The sequence below is a fragment of the Embleya sp. NPDC005971 genome (assembly GCF_040629175.1).
In the GTDB taxonomy this organism is placed as follows: domain Bacteria; phylum Actinomycetota; class Actinomycetes; order Streptomycetales; family Streptomycetaceae; genus Embleya.
Window position 1 is genome coordinate 42,440 of sequence record NZ_JBEXUX010000002.1, and the last position, 18,768, is coordinate 61,207.

Below are 18,768 nucleotides of genomic sequence, written 5' to 3' on the forward strand. Positions count from 1 at the left end.
CCCGGATCACCCCGGTGGTGTCGCGTCCGGCCGCTCCGGGCCGGCCAGGTCGCGGAGTTTGAGGCCCAGGTGCAGGGTCAGCCGGTCGTCGCCGCGGTCGAGCCGGCAGCCGGTGAGCGCCTCGATCCGCCGCAGGCGGTGGTACAGGGTGGCCCGGTGCACGCACAACAACGCGGCGGTGCGCCGAACGTCGCCGGCGTGGTCGAGGAACGCGGCCAGCGTCGACAGCAGCACTCCGTGAGCGTCCGCACGCTCCAGCGCGACCAGGGCCGGCACCCGCGCCGCCGCGCGCAACTCCGCCGCCGGCAGTCGCAGGAGCAACTCGTAGGGACCCAGCTCACCACTGCGGGCGAGGTCGCCCAGGCCGGGCACCAGCAGCGCCGCACGCACGGCCAGCAGCGCCTGCCGGTACGAATCCGGCACCCGGTCGAGGCGATCCACCGGCGCGCCGACGCCGACCACCACCCGCCCGGCGCCGCGCGTCAGATCCGTGAACCGGGCGATGATCCGCCCACCCAGGACGTCCGGCAGCTCCGCCGCCGCGGTGGCCGGCGGCCCCAGCAGGATCCAGGCCCGCGAGCGCTGGGCGACCATCAGCCGGCCCTGCTCCGGAAGCGCGCGCAGCCCCTCCTCGACCGCCGCCTCCAGCGCGACCTCGTGCGCGCCGGCCGCCGCGCCGGGCTCGTCGACGCACTGCGCCGCGACCACCCGGAACGGACCGGCCTCGGCGGCGAACACCTGCTCGGCCCGCAGGTCCGCGGCGGCCTGGAGCCGACCGGCCGGATCGGATCCGACCAACTCGCGCAGGATCGCCTCGTGCCGGGCCTTGACCCGCTCGTGCAACAGCAGCCGCCGATACAACACGATGCCCGCTCGCCCGGCCGCCGCCTCGGCCGACGCGAGTTGCGCCTCGGTCGCCGCCGACGCGTCGTCGATCAGCCACAGATAGCCCAGCAGCAGCCCGTCGCAGCGGATCGGGACACACCAGCGCGGACGGCAGCCCGCGACGTCGATCCGCACCCGACCCGGCCGGGTCCACCCGGCGATCCCCTGGCCCAACACCCGATCGGCGATCTCCGGCCGCACCCCGCGATTGAGCACCGAGGCCACCCGGACCGCGTCCTCGTCGCCGAAGTGCCGGCTGGCCGCCAACAACCGGAGGCCCACGTCGTCGATCGCCACCGACCGTTGCAGGCGCTCGGAGAGCTCGTCGACCAGGGATTGCAGATCCTCGTCACCCATCGGTCGACCTCCGTACGCGCCACGCCGCTTCGGGCACCCGCCGCTCCGGGCACCCGCGCCGATCCGAGACCCGCCGAACCGGGCTCGGGGTGCGGCCAGCGTACGGCCGCGTGCGACGGGGCGCCGGGCCAGGAGCGGTGGACGACGCGACGATCGTCGCGTCGGCGTGCCGCGATCCGCGACCGCGGTCGGCTGCCCGGGCGGTGGGCCGCCGGTCAGACTGGACGTGTGGAGCAGGCGGTGTCCCGGCACCGGGGCTCCCGTTCGGCGCGTGCGGCATCGCCAGGGAGGAAACCCGAATGAACACGGATGTCGTGGTGATCGGAGCCGGCGTGATCGGCTCCGCGATCGCACTCGAACTGGCCCGCGCGGGCCGGCGGGTGCTCGTGGTGGACAAGGCCGGCGGTGTCGGCCTGGGTTCGACCAGCGCCTCCAGCGCGGTGGTGCGCTTCAACTTCTCCACCCACGCCGGCGTGGCGGCCTCGTGGGAGGCCCGGTTCTGCTGGCAGGCGTGGGGCGACCACCTGGGCTGCGACGTCGGCGACCTGGCCCGCTTCGAACGCAACGGCCTGGCCCTGCTGGACGTGGACGCGGTGCCGCGCGAGACCTACCTCCCATTGTTCGACGCGGTGGGCGTGCCCTACCAGGAATGGGACGCCGCGACGCTCGCGGCCAGGATCCCGGGCCTGGACACCGGACGGTTCTGGCCGCCCCGACGCCTGGACGACGAGCGCTTCTGGGCGGAACCGACCGGCACGCTCGGCGCGGTGTTCACGCCGGACGCGGGCTATGTCAGCGATCCGCAACTGGCGGCGCAGAACCTGGCCGCGGCGGCGCAGCGGCACGGCGCCGAATTCCGGTTCCGGCGCACCGTCGTCGCGGTCGGGTCGACGGGCGGTCGGGTGCGCTCGGTGACCCTGGACGACGGCACCGAGGTGGCCTGCCCGACCGTGGTCAACGCGGCCGGTCCGTGGTCCGGCCGGGTGAACGAACTCGCCGGAGTGGGCGCCGACTTCACGATCGGGGTGCGGCCGATGCGGCAGGAGGTGGCGCACCTGAGGGCGCCGGCCGGCTACAACCCGACCGGGGCGGCCGGGGTCACCCTGGCGGACCTGGACCTGGGCGTGTATCTGCGCGGGGAGGTCGGTGACGGCATGCTCGTCAGCGGCACCGAGCCGGAATGCGACCCATTGGAATGGCTCGACGACCCCGACGCCGCCAACCCCAACCCGACGCCGGAGGTCTTCGAGGCCCTGGTGACCCGGGCGGCCCGGCGGCTGACCGGGCTCGCGGTGCCGAACCGGCCGCGCGGCATCGTGGGGGTGTACGACGTCGCCGACGACTGGACGCCGATCTACGATCGGACCGAACTCGACGGCTTCTACGTGGCGATGGGCACGAGCGGCAACCAGTTCAAGAACGCCCCGCTGGTGGGCCAGGTGATGGCCACGCTGATCGACCGGGTGGAGAGCGGGGTCGACCACGACGCGGATCCGGTGTGCTTCGTCGGCCCGCACACCGGCGAGGCGATCGACCTGGGCGCCTTCTCCCGGCGGCGCAGCGTGAACGCGGCCAACTCCGGGACGGTCTTCGGCTGAACACCCGGCCCGGGCCCGGCCGCGCCGCCGCCCGCACCGCTCCCCGCCCGCCCGCACCGCCGCCCCGCTCGGCGCCGGGTTCCGGTCGTGGGCTCCGTGACCTCGAAGAATGGGAGATCCCTTTGATACCCGACCACTTCGCCACCGCCGACGACGCTCGCCGGCCGTCCGCCGCCGACCGTTTCGCCGCCGTCGAAGAGCACTTCCGGAAGGTGTACGAACCCGCGTTCGGCGCGGTCGGCAGCGCCGCCGACCCGCACATCCGCCCGGACGGCGCGGCGGTGGCCTGCACCGGCACCATCTTCACCGAACTCGTCGGCACCGGCACCACCCGCGTCTGTCTGGCCGAGGCGGGTCGGGTCCGGATCCTGACCGAGGGCGCCGGCAACCAGCGCCTGCCCCGATTCTCCCCGGACGGGACCCGGCTCGCCTACCTGTCCGACGCCGAACGCACCGGCGACTTCCAGGTCGAGGTGCTGGACCCGGCCACCGGCGCGCGGATCGGCCGGGCCCGGGTGCCCGGCATGGTGGAGTACCTGAGTTGGTCGCCGGACGGCACCCGCCTGCTCCTGGGCGTCGCCGCGTACGGCGCCGATCTGTCCGGTGGTCAGGGTTCGGGCACCGTCACCGGGACGGCGGACGAGGCGCCGGCGTGGGCGCCCGAGGTGTTCACCGACCTGGCCGAGGACGGGTGGCGTTCCGCCTGGGTCGCCGAACGACCCGACGAATCAGGCGAGTTCGCGGTACGCCAGGTGAGCAGGCCCGGGACCAACGTATGGAACTCGTGCTGGGCGGGCCCGGACGCGCTGATCTGCGTGGCCGGGGCCGCGCCCGGCGAGGAGTCCTGGTACGTCGCGGACCTGCGCCGGATCACACTGGCCGACGGCGCGGAGACCGTACTGCGCACCAGCGACCGGCAGTTCGGCCCGGTGTCCGCGTCGCCCTCGGGCCGCACGGTGGCGGTGGTGGAGGCGCTGTGCTCCGATCGCCTGCTGGAGGCCGGGGACGTACTGCTCCTGTCGGCGCGGCAGACCCCGGACGACGACGCGGTGCGGGTGGACACGAACGGCGTCGACGTCACCACGATCGGCTGGATCGACGAGGACCGGCTCGGCTGGGCCGGACTGCACGGATTGCACACGGTGGTCGGGGAGTACCGTCGGGATACGGACAGGGCCACCGAACTGTGGCGCAGCGACGAGACCTTCGGTGCCCGGTATCCCGAACTCTCCTTCTCCGCGCACGGGCACGCCGGAGTGCGGCACAGCTACCGGCGCCACCCCGAACTGGCGATCCTGGACGGCCACGTGATCCGCACGGTCGCCGACCTGACCCATCCCGGCGCGGACCACCTGACCGAGATCGCGGGTACCGCCGAGGCGGTGACCTGGACGGCCCCCGACGGCCTGGAGATCCAGGGCATCGTGTGTCGGCCGGCGGGCCCCGGACCGTTTCCGCTGGTGGTCCACGTGCACGGCGGCCCGGTCTGGAGCTACCGGAACTGCTGGTCGATGATGTACCCGTACACACCGCTGCTGGTCGATCGCGGGTACGCGGTGCTGCATCCCAATCCGCGCGGCAGCAGCGGGCGCGGACAGCGCTTCGCCGAGGCGGTGTTCGGCGACATGGGCGGTGCGGACACCTACGACATCCTGTCCGGGATCGACGCGTTGGTCGCCCGGGGCATCGCCGACCCGGACCGGATCGGCGTGATGGGCGGTTCGTACGGCGGGTTCATGTCGGCGTGGTTGACCACCCGGGATCAGCGGTTCGCGGCGTCGGTGCCGATGTCCCCGGTCACCGACTGGATTTCCCAGCACCACACCTCGAACATCCCCTACTTCGACCGGATCTTCCTCAACGACGAGCCGCTCTCGTACACCGGTCGCTACGTCGAGCGCAGCCCGCTGCGCTTCGTGTCGCAGGTGCGTACGCCCACGTTCCAGACGGCCGGCGTGCGGGATCGGTGCACCCCGCCCGGGCAGGCCCTGGAGTTCCACCGCGCGCTGGTGGAGGCGGGCGTGGAGTCGGCGCTCGCGGTGTATCCGCAGGAGGGCCACGGGGTGCGTGCGTTCCCCGCGCTGATCGACCACTGCGTCCGCATCCTGGGCTGGTTCGAGAAGCACATGGCACCGCCGACGGCCGGCTGAGCACGACGGGGAAGGGCCCCACACCGCCGTCGGCGGGGTGGGGCCCTTCGGTGTGCGTCGAGTGGGCGGGCCGTCAGGCCGGGAGGCCGGCGCGGGCCGCGACCGCGGTGTCGGGCTGGTCGGCGAAGACGCCGTCCAGGCCGAGGCCGTAGAAGAGTTCGTACTCGGCCGTGATGTCGCCGCGCGCGTTCGGGTCGGCGCCGAGGCGGAAGTCCAGCGGGAGGAACTGGTTCTCCGCGCGGAACGTCCAGGCGTGCACGATCAGTCCGGCCCGGTGCGCGTCGCGCACGACCGAGGTCGGGGCGAGCAGTTTGCCGCCGGCGTCACGCGGGACGATCAGGTTCTTGTTGGTGCCGATGCCGTCCGCGTAGCCACCGATCCACTTCAGGTTCTCCGGCTTGACCAGATCCTGGTACGTGCGCGGGTCGTTGGCCGCCACGAAGTCGTACGGCCGACCGGACGCGTCGAGCAACTGCACGAGCTTGACGTCGATCATCCGGTTCAGCTTGCGCAGGTTGGCGGTCTCGAAGGACTGGATGAACACCTTGTCCTTGCGGCCGGAGAGCCGGTTGTGCCTGAGCGCCTGCACCAGCGGCTCCTCCAAGGGCAGCCCGATCGACTGGAAGTAGGTCGGGTGCTTGGTCTCCGGATACACGCCGATCGGGCGGTCGACCCGGCGGCCCTCGGTCCGGGCCAGGTCCAGCACCTCCTGGAAGGTGGGCACCTCGAATCGGCCGTCGAACGTGGTGTTCGTGGGCCGCACCTGGGGCAGCCGCTCCTTGGCCCGCAACGTCTTGAGCTCGGCGAGGGTGAGGTCCTCGGTGAACCAACCGGTGACCGGCGTCCCGTCGATGGTCTTGGTGGTCTTGCGCGCGGCGAACTCCGGGTGCGCGGCGATGTCCGTGGTGCCGGAGATCTCGTTCTCGTGCCGGGCGACCAGGACACCGTCCTTGGTCGAGACCAGGTCGGGCTCGATGTAGTCGGCGCCCAGTCGGATCGCCAGGCGGTAGCTCTCCAGGGTGTGTTCGGGCCGGTATCCGCTGGCACCGCGGTGGCCGATCACGATCGGGTGGGCCGAGGGCCGCGACGAGGCGCGGGACGTGTCGTCCTGGGCCGCGGCGGCGGGCACCGCGACCAGGGTCGCCAGCAGCACGCCGGCCACACCGAGCGCGGGAAGGATACGTCGCAACGCCATCTCCTGTTCGTCCGGACGCGGCGAGGCCGCGCGGAGCACCAATCGTGCGGGCACGCCGAGTCAACCCGGATCGCCCGAAGGCTCGCCAGGACGAACCCGTGGCCCATGGATGAACCTCCGGAAAACGCCCGGGGGCGCTTCCCGTCGACAGGAGGCACACCGGCGGCCGGACCGGGGGCCGACCCCCGCGCGGTCCTCGATCCGGCCTCGGTGCGATGTCGTCGGGCGCGTGACGTGCCCGGGTCGGTGCTTGGGTCGGTGCTTCGGCCGGTCAGCCGGTGGTGGTCGCCACCGGGAGTTCGGTGAAGGTCTCGAAGCGGGTCAGGTGTTCCGGGGCGAGCGCGCGCAGGAAGCTCTCGGCGGGGAACGCCTGGCCGGCCGCGACCGTGCCGGTCGCGGTGTGCGTGCCGGCGAGGATGCGCTCGACGGCCTCCACCACGATCGGCGCGGTCACCGCGTAGATGTCGCGCCCGGCGACCACCGCACGGCGTTCCCGGTCGCCGCGCCGCACGACCGCCTCGACCAGGTAGGTCTGCTCGGACCGACCGCGGTCGTCGGCGGGCGAGGGAGCCGGGGTGGCGGGGTCGCGGATGTCGGTCAGCGGCGCGAGGTTCATCACCGCGCGCACCTCCGGAGTGTCCAGGTGCCGCGGGATGGTGACCTGGTCGGCCGTGGCGAACTCGTTGGTCTGCTGCTTCCCGAGCGGCGCCGGGAACTCCCACGTGGAGATCTCGGTCGAGTAGGAGAACGGGCTCAACCGCCCCTTGGTGTAGACGAGATGGTGTCCCGCGTTGGTCTCGCCGGTGAGTCGGGTGCCCGCGGTCGGCAGCCAACTGTCCAGCCCGAAGGCGATGGTGATCTCGTCCGCGCTCGGCCAATCGCCGATGGCGACGGTGGCCAGCAGGTCGCCCAGTCCGCCGTAGAAGGCCATCGACGGGGCGAGTACGAGTCCGCGCTGCGCGGCCTGCTCGGAACGGGTGTCGAACAGGGCGGCGGTGGCGCCCTGTTCGGCGGCCACGTCCAGGTAGTGCGCTCCGGCGCGGATGGCCGCGTCGGCCACCGGGAGCGTGGTCTCGGAGAAGGGGCCGGCGCAGTTGACGACCGCCGCGACACCGGCGAACGCGCGATCCAGCGCCTCGGCATCGTCGGCGGCGGCGACCCGGCGCGGCGCGTCCGGGTAGTCGGCGCCGAACGCGTCGAGCCTGGCCCCGTCCCGGCCGACGAGCACCACCGGCCGGCCTCTGCGGTGCAACTCCGCGACCACGAAGCGCGCCGTGTGCCCGTAGGCCCCGTAGACGGCGACCGGGCGAGCCGAGGAGGTGGACGAAGTCTCGGCGGTGAGCGGGTTCGAGGCGCTGTTCTCGGTCATCGTTTTCTCTCTCTGGAACGAGGCCCGGGCGGTGCGGCGGCCGGGCGGTGCGGGGTACGTGTCCATGATCCGGTGGCGCCGAGACCCACACCAGTGGCTGAAACGACATTGGTCGAACAGTTTCGGACAGGGCCGGGGATGGGCTCGTGGCCCGGGTCGAATGCCTGCTCGCCGAGGGCGCGTCGGCCGACCCCTGTCACCCGGATGATTGCCCGGAGCTGGTTCTTCGTCCGGGAGTTCGACCGTAGAGTGATTGCCGGCGCGGGCCGATGTTCGCGTGCTTTGTACTGCTGTATCCGTATTTCCCTGTCCGACCCCTCGCCGGGTCGGATTCGTGTGTCCTGTCGTGTCGCGTCGCGGTCCTGTCACCGGCCGGGGTGTGTGGGCTCGGTGCGCGGACCCGGCGACGCGTTGATCGTGTGCGCCGCCGGATCCGCCGACACCTCGGCATTCAGCCACGACACAGGAGGCCCACGCCTTGGCATCGAAGTTCGCCCGCCCCGTCCTCGCCCTCGTCGCGACCCCCGTACTCGCCGCCCTGCTGGCCGGCGCCGCCACCTCCGGAGGTGCCGCGACGCCCGGTGCCCCGGGCGCGGGGGACCCGTACTTCCCGCTGTCCGGCAACGGCGGGTACCACGTCGCCCACTACGGTCTCGATCTCGACTACACGCCCGCGACGAGACGGCTCGAAGGCACTGCCGACCTCGCCGTCACGACGACGCGCAAGCTCTCCTCGTTCAACCTGGACCTGTCCGGACTGACCGTGGACAGTGTGCGCATCGACGGCAGGCGGGTGGCGTTCAGCCGCGACGGCGCCGAACTCACGGTCAAGCCGGCGCACGCGCTGGACAAGGGCCGCAGGTTCCATGTCGTGGTCACCTACTCGGGTGTGCCGGAGCACGTGACCGACCCCGACGGATCTCCGGACGGGTGGATCATCCAGCCGGACGGTTCGGTCTTCGTGGCCAATGAACCGCAGGGTGCGATGACCTGGTTCCCGAGCAACAGCCACCCGAGCGACAAGTCCACCTACGACGTGCGGGTGACCGTTCCGGACGGCTGGACCGCGGTGTCCAACGGCCGACTTCGCGACCGGCGCAGCCGGGCCGGCAAGACCACCTTCTCGTGGTCCGAGTCCAAGCCGATGGCCGCCTATCTGTCCACCGCGAGCATCGGCCGGTTCGAGACCGAGCAGTACGTCACGCGGAGCGGCCTGCCGGTCTACAACGCCGTGGCACCGAGCCAGGCCGCGGCGGCCAAGCCGGTACTGGACCAACTGCCCGCCGTGATCGAGTGGGAGAGCGGCCTCTTCGGCCGGTATCCGTTCGAGGCGGCCGGCGCCATCGTCGAGGACGCGCCCGACATCGGCTACGCGTTGGAGACGCAGAGCAGGCCGATCTACGACCGGGCCCCGAGTATCGAAACGCTCGTCCACGAGACGGCGCACCAGTGGTTCGGCGACTCGGTCACGCCGACCAAGTGGCAGGACATCTGGCTGAACGAGGGCTTCGCCACGTATGCCGAGTGGCTCTGGGCCGCCGAGCACGGCGGGCTCAGCACGGCTCAGCAGTTCGCCGCCGACTACGCGCTGCCGGCCACCGACTCCTTGTGGTCCTTCCCGGCCGGTGACCCCGGGGACGGTGGGAACCTCTTCGCCAAGCCGCCCTACGAGCGCGGTGCGATGGTCCTGGAGAAGTTGCGCCAGACCGTCGGGGACCGGGCCTTCTTCGCCATCCTCAGGACGTGGGCCGCCGACCACCGCTACGGCCACGGCGACTCCGCCCAGTTCATCGCCCTGAGCAAGCGCATCTCCGGGAAGAACCTGGACGCCCTCTTCGCCACCTGGCTGTACGGACAGGGCAAGCCGGCCACCCCGTGACACCGTCGGGCCCGCGTGCGGCCGCGGCCCGCCGAGCGATCGGCGGGCCGCGGCCGACTGCGTTGCCCCGACCCGGCGTTGCGGACCGGGTGTCCCCGGGTCGGCCGGGTCGGGCCCGGCGGATCACCCTTCCAGGGCCCGCTCCAGGGCGTCGAAGGCGGCGTTCAGTCGGGCCAGGTGGTCGCCGACGATGCCCTCGGCCGACTCGCCGGCGATCAACCGCGCGGCCGTGGTGACGTAGACGGAGCGGTAGGCCGCGACGACCAGGGCCGCGTACAGGCGTGCCCGCGGATCGTCGGGTGCCGCGCCGGTGCCGGCGGCGACTTCCGCGGCGAGCGCGTCCTCCAACTCCTCGAGACCCTCGCGCGCCCGGGCCCGCAGCGCCGGGGAGTCCAGCACGACCCGCCAGAACCGGGGGAACCGGTCGCCGATCGCGGACAACGGGTGGCGCTGCTCGACCTGGTCGAGCAACATCCGGCGCAGCGCCGCGAGTGGCGACTCGTCGCCGGCACGCTCGCGGACGGCGGTGCCGAACAGGTCCACGGCCTCGGGGATCCGGTCGAGGAAAAGATCCTCCTTGCGCGGGAAGTGGTTGAACACCGTCATCGGCGACACCCCCGCCGCCTCGGCCACTTCGGCCACCGTCACGTGGTCGAACCCGCGCGTGGCGAACAGTTGGGTCGCGACGTCGGAAATCCGCTGTCGGGTCGCCAACTTCTTCCGCAGCCGCAAACCGGGGCGCTCGGGGTCTCCGCCGCTCTCTTTACTCTGCACGATGAAACACTATAGCCACTAAAAAATTAGAGTCACTATAGTGAAAGCCGTCCGGTGAGTGAACGGGTGGGCGCGGAGAGGAGCGCGAACATGGGCATGGGCATGGGCATGGACGGGGACCGGGACTGTGACGTCGTCGTGGTCGGCGGTGGACCCGTGGGGTTGTTGTTGGCCTGCGAGTTGGGGCAGGCGGGGGTTTCGGTGGTCGTGCTGGAACGGCTGACCGAGGTGGACACCACGATCAAGGCGGGCGCGATCAACGCACCCAGTGCCGTCGCGCTCGACCGGCGCGGTCTGTTGCCCGCACTGGCCCGGGCGCAGGCCGAGGCATTCGATCAAATGGCGGCGCTGCGGCGGCAGTTGTTCCCGGACGGGGACGCGCCGCCGATGAAGGTCCCGCCGAAGTTCGCCGGGCACTTCGCCGGGATGCCGCTGAGTGCCGACCGCCTGGACGCCACCGATCCGGCCTTCGCCGACGTGGGTCCCGCCGGCGAGGTGGGCCTGGTGGCGCAGGAGGCGCTGGAACGCCTGCTCGCCGAGCGGGCGGCGCAACTGGGCGTCGAACTGCGCCGAGGTGTCGAACTGACCGGCTTCGTCGCCGAGGAGCACGGCGTCACGGTGCACGCCGGCGCCACCTCGATCCGGGCCGGCTGGCTGGTCGGCTGTGACGGCGGACGCAGCACGGTGCGCAAGCTCGCCGGCTTCGACTTCCCCGGCACGCCCGGCGAAATCACCGGCCACCAGGCGCTCGTGGAGATGACCGACACCGAGGGCCTCGGCTCCGGCTGGACCACCACCGGGACCGGGATCTACGTGAACGGCCCGATACCGGGGCGGATCCTCACCGTGGAGTTCGACGGACCGCCGACCGATCGCGAAGCACCGATCACCGCGGCGGAATTGCAGGCGAGCATGCGTGCCGTGTCCGGTGTGCGGGTGACCGTCACCAAGGTGCACAGCGCGACCCGCTTCACCGACAACGCCCGGCAGGCGAGTACGTACCGCATGGGCCGGGTGTTGTTGGCGGGCGACGCGGCACACGTGCACTCGCCGTTCGGCGGCCAGGGTCTGAACCTGGGACTGGGCGACGCGATGAACCTGGGCTGGAAGTTGGCCGCGACGGTGGCCGGCCGAGCCCCCGACGGCCTGCTCGACACGTACACCGCCGAGCGGCACCCGATCGGCGCCTGGGTACTGGACTGGAGCCGGGCCCAGGTCGCGCTGATGCGCCCCGACCGGCACGCCCGCGCGCTGCGTGCCGTGGTCGCCGACCTGCTGGAAACCACCACCGGCACCACGTACTTCGTCAAACACATCGCCGGCGTGCTGCACCGCTACGACCTGCCCGGCGAGCATCCGCTGATCGGCCGCCGCGCCCCCGACCTCGAACTGGCCGACGGCACACGCCTCGCCGAGCTCCTGCACGACGGCCGAGCGCTGCTCCTGGACCTCGCGGACACGCCCGACTTCCGCAAGCGGGCCGCCGACTACCCGCAGCGCGTCACCGTCCGCACCGCGACCTCGGCGACTCCCGCGCCGGCGGCCCTGCTGATCCGGCCCGACGGCGTGGTCGCCTGGGCCGCCGACCGGCCCACCGACCCGGTCGAGCCGCTCGACGCGGCCCTGCTGCGCTGGTTCGGCGCGCCGGCCGCGGCCTGACCGCTCCCGGGACGGGCGTTCGGGCATCCGCGCCCAAGAAGCCGGCCGGAGCTGCAACCTTTGGGCCCGCTCGCGGGCTACTAGAGGCGAAAGGTCTCGGGCGGGCGGCGGAACGGGGAGCGGATGGACAGGGCCGAGAGGCGGCGCGGACCCACGCAGGGCGCCGCGGCGGAGGAGACGGCCCCAGGCTCCCCGGGTGCCGTAGGCACGCGTGCGGCGCGGCGATGGCTCAGCCCCGCTCGGGTGGGCCGAACCAGGTGGTGAGGGCCGTGCGGAGGGAGGCGGAAGCGACGGCGGCGTCGGTGGGCGCCACCCAGGCGACGTGGCCGTCGGGGCGGATGAGGAGGGCGGCGGGCGCGGGGATGTCGCCGCCGCCGGGGACCGGCCAGTGGTCGTCCTCGCTGCGGGCCCGGACCAGGTCGACACGATCGCGCCAGCCCTCGACGGTTGCCGGCGGCTCGGCGCCGCCGCGCAGGTCGAGCAGGACGGGGCGGGCGGCGTGCAGCAGTTCGTGGACGCCGATCAGGCCGGCGGGCGTCTTGAGATCGGCGTCCGGGACCCGGCGTCCGGTCAACGGGTGGTCGCCCTCGATCGGGTACCGGATGTCCAGTCCGGTGAGCATGCCGCACAGGTATCGGTTGACGTCGTCGAAGACGATGAGCGAGCCGAACACGTCGCGCAGCGCGTCCGTCTGCGGGCCGGGGCGGGTCAGGGCCGCCTGTGCCCGGGTGTTGTGCAACACCCGCTCGGCGACGGGGTGGCGCTCGGCGTGGTAGCTGTCGAGCAGGCTGTCCGGGGCCTGCTCGCGCACCACCGAGGCGAGCTTCCAGCCGAGGTTGACCGCGTCCTGCACGCCGACGTTCAGCCCCTGCCCGCCGGCCGGGAAGTGGATGTGCGCCGCGTCGCCCGCGAGCAGCACCCGACCGTCCCGGTAGCGGGCGGCCTGCCGGGCGGCATCACCGAAGCGGGAGACCCAACGCGGGCTGTGCATGCCGTAGTCGGTGCCCGCGAGCCGGACCAGCGAGTCCCGGAGCTGCTCGAACGTCGCCGGCTCGTCGCCGTCGGCGACGTGGTCGTACTCGGAGGTGATCACCCGGTACCAGCCCGGCTCGAAGGCGATCACCGAGAACTCGCCGGTGGGACGGCGTCGCGCCCAGATGTACTCCTCGGTCAGGTCCGGGAGTTCGACGTCGCCGACCATCGCGGTCATCGTGGCCGGCGTGCCGGGGAAGTCGATGCCGGACAGCTTGCGCACCGTGCTGCGCCCGCCGTCGCAGCCCACCAGGTAGCGGGCGCGCAGCGTCTCGGCGGCACTCCTCGCCGTTCCCAGCTCGACCGTCACGCCGTCCCGGTCCTGGTGGATCCCGCTCAGCTCGGACGACCGGCGCACCCGGACGCCCAACTCCGCGGCCCATTCCTCCAACAGCCGCTCGACGGTGGACTGCAGGATCATCAGCGGGCGGGGGTGCCGCGACTCGGACTCGTCGAAGTCCAGCCAGATCCCGGAGAAGTGGCCCACCGACTGGAGTTCGCCGAGCGCCAGGAAGCGGTCCAGGACTCCGCGCTGATCCAACACCTCCAGGGTGCGTGCGTGCATCCCGCCGGCGCGCGACTCGCCCGTGCGCCGGGCGAGCCGTTCGACCACCACCACGTCGACGCCCGCCAGCCGCAGTTCGCACGCGAGCATCAGGCCGGTCGGCCCGGCGCCCGCGATCACCACGTCCGTGTCCAAGCCGGTGTGCCCCACGTCGCTTCCCCTCATTCCACTGCGCTGCCAAGGTTCGCCGCTGCCGGGCCGGTCAGAGCGGGTTCACGCGGTACATCGGGAAGTACGACCCGATCCTGCCGTTCGCGTAGTCGTCGGCCAGCTCCGGCACCCGGTCGAAGTCGTAGATCACGTCGGATCCTTCGGGGGCCATCCAGCCCTCGGCCTCCTGGAAGTCCCGGATGACGGGGGAGTCCTGGATCCGCCACACGTGCGTGTTGACGTGGATGTGCCGACTGATGCACTCGGCACCGCGCAGGTGCGACAGGCGCATGCCCGCCTTCCAGCCGCACGTGGTGACGACCCCCTCGCGGGCCAGGGCGCCCAGCGTGACGTCGTACAGGGGCTCGCCGATGTTGTCCACGAAGATCGCCACCCCATGGCCGTCGCCGAGTTCCTCGACGACACCCAGGAAGTTCTCCACCGACTCCCGCCGCCGCCGGTGCCGGTCCCGGTCCGCGCGTTGTTGCCGGGTGGGCAGCGAGAGGTCGGGGAAGCGGCGGCGGTCCACCGGTGTGATGCCGTGCTCCCGCAGGAAGGCCAGCCGTTCGTCCGAGCCCGCCGTCATCGCCACCCGGAACCCGGCCCGCTTGGCCAGCATCAGCTCGGCGAAGGCCACGCCGCCGCCCCAACCGAACACCAGGTGGTTCGCCGGATCGTCGTCGGGGACCTGCGTCCGCCAACACCCGTACGCCTTACGCCAGTTGTCCCAGGCGGTGAAGTACCGCCCGTAGGTGGCCCATTGCGGCAGCGAGTACCGGGTGTCGGTCGGAATCGGCAGCAGCAGCCGGACGTCCATCTTCGAGCGCTCGGCCAGCAGGCCGATGGTGTCGGGGGCGTCGTAGGCATAGGCGAGTTCGGCGTAGCCGAAGCGGTCCAGCCTGCCGAACGGCAGGAGCAGGCACAGCTCGCCCTCGCGGACCCGGACCTCCCGGCTGCCCGCGTTCACCTTGAGCACGCGCACCACGCCCAGGTTGCCCAGGACCACCGCGTCCTCGCCCCGGCTGCTGCACACGTCGATCGGCGACCGGGCCAGCGCGTGGTCGACGTTGGCCTCCCACGAGCCGAGGATCGGCTCCACCAGCGCCTCACCCTCCGCCAACGCGCCGAAGGCGAAGCGATCGCGTCGCAGCGCGCCGCCGGGACCACCGTCGTTCGGGCCGGCCACCGCACCGGAGTGCAGGATCCAGGCTTCTGGCGAGTAGATGACAACCTCCTGTGATCGACTGCGTTCCCGAGTTCCCGAGTTCCCGAGTTCCCGAGTTCCCGAGCGCCGAGTGCCGGAAGTCCCGGGTTCTCGAGTTCACGGCTTGCGGAGTCCCGGGATTCCGGGGTGTGTTCAGGGTGCCGGGGCCGCCGGCACCCGGTAGCCCACCGAGACGCCGCCCCACGCCTCGCCGGCGCCGTAGGCCACGGCCCCGAGTCGGCCCGCCGTCGGGAGCGAACCGGAGTCCAGTTCGTCGGCGAACGCCAGCGGGATCGAGGCGGACGAGGTGTTCCCGAAGGTCTCGATCCGGTTCACGAAGGGCACGCCGAGATGGGTGGTGAAGTTGCGGACCTGTTCCAGGATGCGGCCGTTCGCCTGGTGGCCGACCAGCACGGTCGGCGCCGGGCCGTGGTCGCAGAGGTACTGCGCCGACTCCGACATGCGACGCACCGCGCGGTCGAACACCTGCGCCCCGTCCAGATGGATGCCGCCCTCGTCGGTCTCCCGCATCAGCCCCTCCTGGGTGCCGTCGCAGCCGGCGACCTGGCAAAAGCCCGCGAACTCCGCGCGGTCCTCCAACAGGACGGCCGCGGCGCCGTCGGCGAAGATGCACGCCGTCTGCCGGTCCGTGCGGTCCACCAGCCGGGACATGGCCTCCACCGAGCAGACCAGGACCGAGCGCGCGGATCCGGCGTCGCACAGCGAAAGGCCGGTGACCAGCCCGTAGACGAAGCCGCAGCAGGCCGCGTTCATGTCGAAGGCCAGCACCGAGGGCCCCAGCCCGACGAGTTGCGCCACCTTCTGCGCGATCCCCGGGACGCGCTGTCGCACCGAGGTGCTGACCACGATCAGCGCGCCGATCGAGGAGGGGTCGGGCATTTGGCCGACAATCGGGGCGCAGGACTCCGCCGCGACCTCCGCCAGGGGAGTCTCGTCCGGCCACCAGGAGCGGGACGCGATGCCGCTGCGGCGCCGGATCCAGGCGTCGGTGAGGCCGATCGACGCGAAGTGGTCGTTGTCGATCGTCCGGCCCGGTTTCGCGGTCGCGATATCGACGATGCCCGCGCTCATTCCCCGTTCGCCAGCTTCACGAAGTAGCTGCCGAATTCGTCCAGGAAGGCGTAGCCCGCGGTCTCCTTCAGGTCGCCCTTGACCTGGAGTTCGCGCTCCAACTGCTGATGCAACTCGACCAGGTCGAGCGAGTCGAGGTCGAGGTCGGCGATCGGCCGGCCGAGATCGTCGGGACCCAACGACGGGTCGCGCTCGCGGAGTTTGGCCAGCATGGTCTCCGCGATACGGCTGTCGATGTCGCTCATGTTCCTTCTCCCGTCGAGTGACTGGATGCTTGGACCTCGGACACGCCCTGGTCCGCCGCCAACCGGTACAACACCTCGCCCGAACCGAGGATCGTGCCGACCGTCGCGGCGTGGGCGGTGACCCGTCCGCCGCGCTCCGCCACGATCTCCGTGCTGGCCTTGTCGGTCTCCACGACCGCGACGACGTCCCCCCGCTCGATCCGGTCGCCGATGCCGGCGACCCACTCGATCAGCAGGGCCTCGCCCAGGCCGTGGCCGAAGCCGGGAACATGCATGTCCACGGAGGAGTCGCTCACTTCGTCATCACCAGCACCTCGTCCTTGATCTCCTGCACACCGATCAGATAGGTCTTCTCGAAGTCCGCCGGGGGATACGCGCGGCGCTCGGGCGCCAGCCGGCGGACCGGGCCGCGGAGCACGTCGAAGCCGTGCTCGGCCACCGAGGCGGCGATCTCGGCACCGATACCGACGTCCTTCGACCCCTCGTGCACGATCAGCAGCCGCCCGGTGCGGGCGACGGATTCCAGAACCGTCTCCAGGTCGAGCGGGGCCACCCAGCGCAGGTCCACCACCTCGACGTCGACATCGGGAGCGAGCGCGTGTGCCGCCGCCAGCACCTCGTGGGTGACCGCGCCGTACGTGGCGATCGTCAGGTCGGTGCCGCGCCGCACGACCCGGGCCGCGGTCGGCGAACCGGCCGGTTCCGGGTCGCGGGCGGGTGTGTTGCGCCGCCAGTACAGGCGGATCGGTTCGTAGATCACCACGGGCGAACCGAGTGTGACCGCGTGCCGCAGGACCTGGTCCGCGTCCTCCCCGGTGGAGGGGCAGGCCACCGAGATCCCCGGCACACGGGCGAAGAGCGCCTCATTGGATTCGCTGTGGTGCTCGACGCCCCGCACGCCGCCGCCGGTGGGGATGCGCACCACCAGGCTCGGGCTGACCTGTCCGTTCCACCGGTCGCCGATCCGGGCGGCCTGGGTGACGAGCTGGTTCACCGCGGGATAGGTGAATCCGTCGAACTGGATCTCGCAGATCGGCACCAGCCCGCTCATCGCCATGCCGACGGCCTGGCCGACGATGGTGGACTCGGCCAGCAGCGAGTCCCGGACCCGGTCCGCGCCGAAGCGTTCGCGCAGACCCCGGGTCACCCGGAACACGCCGCCCAGCCGCCCGATGTCCTCGCCGAGCAGCAGCAGGCGCGGATCCTGTTCGAGCAGGTCGGCCAGGGTCGCGTTGATCGACTCCGCCAGACTGGCGGACCGCACGGTGCTCATCACGCGTACTCCTTCATCAACCGCTCGCGCAGCTCCCGCACTTGCGCGTCGACCCCGTCGAGCCATCCGCCGTCCACCAGGCCCAGTTCGCTCAATCGGGCCGCGTAGGCGCTCACCGGGTCCGCGGCCCGGGCCTGCGCGATGTCGTCGGGGCTGCGGTACACCTCGTGGGGGTCGGAGGTCGAGTGACCGTGGATGCGGGCGACTCGGATCTCCACGAGGTAGGGCGCCCGCTCGGTGCGGATGTGGGCGGCGGCCCGGGAGCAGGCCGCGAAGACGGTTTCCGGGTCCTGCCCCGGGATCCGGACGGACTCGATCCCGAAACCCCGGGCGCGCTCGGCGAGCGACGTGCGCATCTGCTCGTCGGTCGGTTTGGAGATGGCCCAGCCGTTGTTCTGGCAGACGAACAGCACGGACGCCGACTCGACGGCGGCGAGGTTCATCGCCTCCGACATGTCGCCCTCGCTGGTGGCGCCGTCGCCGATGTAGACGACGACGAAGTCCTCCAGCCCCTGGAGCCGTTGCCCGATCGAGTAGCCGACGCCGTGCAGCGTCTGCGCGGCCAGCACCAGGGTGTAGGGAAAGAATCGCAACCTGCGCGGGTCCCAGCCGCAGAAGGTGCGACCGGCCCACTGCGCGACCAACTCGTCCGGTGCCACGCCGCGGAGCAGGGCGACCGCGTGTTCGCGGTAACTGGGAAAGACGGTCGGGGCGGGACCCACCGCGAGGGCGGAGCCCACCTGCGCGGCCTCCTGTCCCTGGCAGGACAACCACAGGTCGAGCGCGCCCTGCTTCTGGAGCTGACGGGCCTCCTGGTCGACGCCCCTGGCCACCAGCATGTGGCGCAACAACGACCGTCGCGTGTCGTCCGGAACGGCTTCGTATTCGGAATCTGACTTCAAGACCATTGATCACCAGTCGCAGGTTCGTCGATGAGCCATCTGTCGCCGTGCCTTTGTGGCATGAATGCGGTCGCCGCCGCGCGGGTCGGTAATCGACCACGCGCTCTCGATCGCCTCGACGCGAGGAGATCGGCCCGACCCGAAATCGAGCAGGCCCGGACCCGGGCCGATGCTCGGTCATGGTGGCACAGAACTCGGTGGGGTACAGGTCCGGGCCGATGGCGGTCGGCGATCCCGCCACCATGGTGACCTCGGCGGCCGCGTCCTACCGTGTGGCGTCGGCACTCGGACGGCGGCCGCAGATGCCGACTGTCCCGTCGACGGGACGATGCCGAACGGCGAACTCGCGTGCGACTCCGACGATTTGCCGTCGCGGGTCGCTCCGAGGCCGGTCAGGGGTCGCCCCGGCTCCGGTGATTTGCAATCCTGAGTTGCCCGT

Annotated in this window: 15 protein-coding genes; 4 read left to right on the forward strand and 11 right to left on the reverse strand. The window is 72.0% G+C overall.

What is annotated here, in order from left to right; all coding sequences use genetic code 11:
* Positions 1-6 precede the first annotated feature (6 nt).
* A complete protein-coding gene (locus ABZ374_RS03280; protein WP_360305575.1) occupies positions 7-1,242 on the reverse strand; it encodes a helix-turn-helix domain-containing protein in 1,236 nt (411 codons plus the stop codon).
* Positions 1,243-1,541: 299 nt separating this feature from the next.
* Between ABZ374_RS03280 and ABZ374_RS03285 the strand changes: the two genes are divergently transcribed.
* Together ABZ374_RS03285 and ABZ374_RS03290 are read left to right on the forward strand one after the other, a co-directional pair.
* A complete protein-coding gene (locus ABZ374_RS03285) occupies positions 1,542-2,840 on the forward strand; it encodes an FAD-dependent oxidoreductase (protein ID WP_360305577.1) in 1,299 nt (432 codons plus the stop codon).
* A gap of 122 nt (positions 2,841-2,962) precedes the next feature.
* Entirely contained in the window at positions 2,963-4,990 is a 2,028-nt protein-coding gene (locus ABZ374_RS03290; RefSeq protein ID WP_360305579.1) for a S9 family peptidase, read from the forward strand.
* 73 nt (positions 4,991-5,063) lie between these two features.
* On the opposite strand, the gene ABZ374_RS03295 is transcribed toward ABZ374_RS03290, so the two are convergent.
* Both ABZ374_RS03295 and ABZ374_RS03300 read right to left on the reverse strand, forming a co-directional pair.
* Positions 5,064-6,179 carry a glycerophosphodiester phosphodiesterase gene (locus ABZ374_RS03295; RefSeq protein WP_360305581.1) on the reverse strand — a complete coding sequence of 372 codons (1,116 nt, stop codon included), beginning with the start codon at positions 6,177-6,179 and terminating at the stop codon, positions 5,064-5,066.
* A 277-nt stretch (positions 6,180-6,456) separates the two neighbouring features.
* Positions 6,457-7,554, reverse strand: a complete 1,098-nt coding sequence (locus ABZ374_RS03300) for a saccharopine dehydrogenase NADP-binding domain-containing protein (protein WP_360305583.1) — start codon at positions 7,552-7,554, stop codon at positions 6,457-6,459.
* Between the two features lie 478 nt (positions 7,555-8,032).
* Between ABZ374_RS03300 and ABZ374_RS03305 the strand changes: the two genes are divergently transcribed.
* The gene (locus ABZ374_RS03305; RefSeq protein ID WP_360305585.1) at positions 8,033-9,433 is read left to right on the forward strand and encodes a M1 family metallopeptidase; all 1,401 of its coding nucleotides are present in this window, start codon (positions 8,033-8,035) and stop codon (positions 9,431-9,433) included.
* Between the two features lie 123 nt (positions 9,434-9,556).
* Here the strand turns inward: ABZ374_RS03305 and ABZ374_RS03310 are convergent, their stop codons facing one another.
* Positions 9,557-10,207: a TetR/AcrR family transcriptional regulator gene (locus ABZ374_RS03310; RefSeq protein ID WP_360305587.1), complete on the reverse strand. Its 651-nt coding sequence runs from the start codon at positions 10,205-10,207 to the stop codon at positions 9,557-9,559.
* 108 nt (positions 10,208-10,315) lie between these two features.
* Here ABZ374_RS03310 and ABZ374_RS03315 point away from each other — a divergent pair, with 108 nt between their 5' ends.
* A complete protein-coding gene (locus tag ABZ374_RS03315; RefSeq protein WP_360305935.1) occupies positions 10,316-11,866 on the forward strand; it encodes an FAD-dependent oxidoreductase in 1,551 nt (516 codons plus the stop codon).
* Between the two features lie 229 nt (positions 11,867-12,095).
* Here the strand turns inward: ABZ374_RS03315 and ABZ374_RS03320 are convergent, their stop codons facing one another.
* The 7 genes from ABZ374_RS03320 to ABZ374_RS03350 all read right to left on the reverse strand — a co-directional run bounded on the left by ABZ374_RS03320 (position 12,096) and on the right by ABZ374_RS03350 (position 18,335).
* Positions 12,096-13,613 (reverse strand): FAD-dependent monooxygenase, encoded by a 1,518-nt coding sequence (locus tag ABZ374_RS03320; protein WP_360305589.1) that lies wholly within the window; start codon positions 13,611-13,613, stop codon positions 12,096-12,098.
* Positions 13,614-13,665: 52 nt separating this feature from the next.
* On the reverse strand, positions 13,666-14,799 hold the full coding sequence (locus ABZ374_RS03325) for a zinc-binding alcohol dehydrogenase family protein (RefSeq protein ID WP_360305591.1): 1,134 nt from the start codon (positions 14,797-14,799) through the stop codon (positions 13,666-13,668).
* A gap of 171 nt (positions 14,800-14,970) precedes the next feature.
* Entirely contained in the window at positions 14,971-15,909 is a 939-nt protein-coding gene (locus tag ABZ374_RS03330; protein ID WP_360305593.1) for a ketoacyl-ACP synthase III, read from the reverse strand.
* On the reverse strand, positions 15,906-16,154 hold the full coding sequence (locus ABZ374_RS03335; protein ID WP_360305595.1) for a phosphopantetheine-binding protein: 249 nt from the start codon (positions 16,152-16,154) through the stop codon (positions 15,906-15,908). The genes ABZ374_RS03330 and ABZ374_RS03335 overlap by 4 nt, the downstream gene beginning before the upstream one ends.
* The gene (locus ABZ374_RS03340) at positions 16,151-16,450 is read right to left on the reverse strand and encodes a lipoyl domain-containing protein (RefSeq protein ID WP_360305597.1); all 300 of its coding nucleotides are present in this window, start codon (positions 16,448-16,450) and stop codon (positions 16,151-16,153) included. Before ABZ374_RS03340 ends, ABZ374_RS03335 begins: the two co-directional genes overlap by 4 nt.
* Positions 16,447-17,427, reverse strand: a complete 981-nt coding sequence (locus tag ABZ374_RS03345; RefSeq protein ID WP_360305599.1) for a transketolase C-terminal domain-containing protein — start codon at positions 17,425-17,427, stop codon at positions 16,447-16,449. Before ABZ374_RS03345 ends, ABZ374_RS03340 begins: the two co-directional genes overlap by 4 nt.
* Positions 17,427-18,335, reverse strand: a complete 909-nt coding sequence (locus ABZ374_RS03350; RefSeq protein WP_360305601.1) for a thiamine pyrophosphate-dependent dehydrogenase E1 component subunit alpha — start codon at positions 18,333-18,335, stop codon at positions 17,427-17,429. Before ABZ374_RS03350 ends, ABZ374_RS03345 begins: the two co-directional genes overlap by 1 nt.
* Between the last annotated feature and the right edge of the window lie 433 nt (positions 18,336-18,768).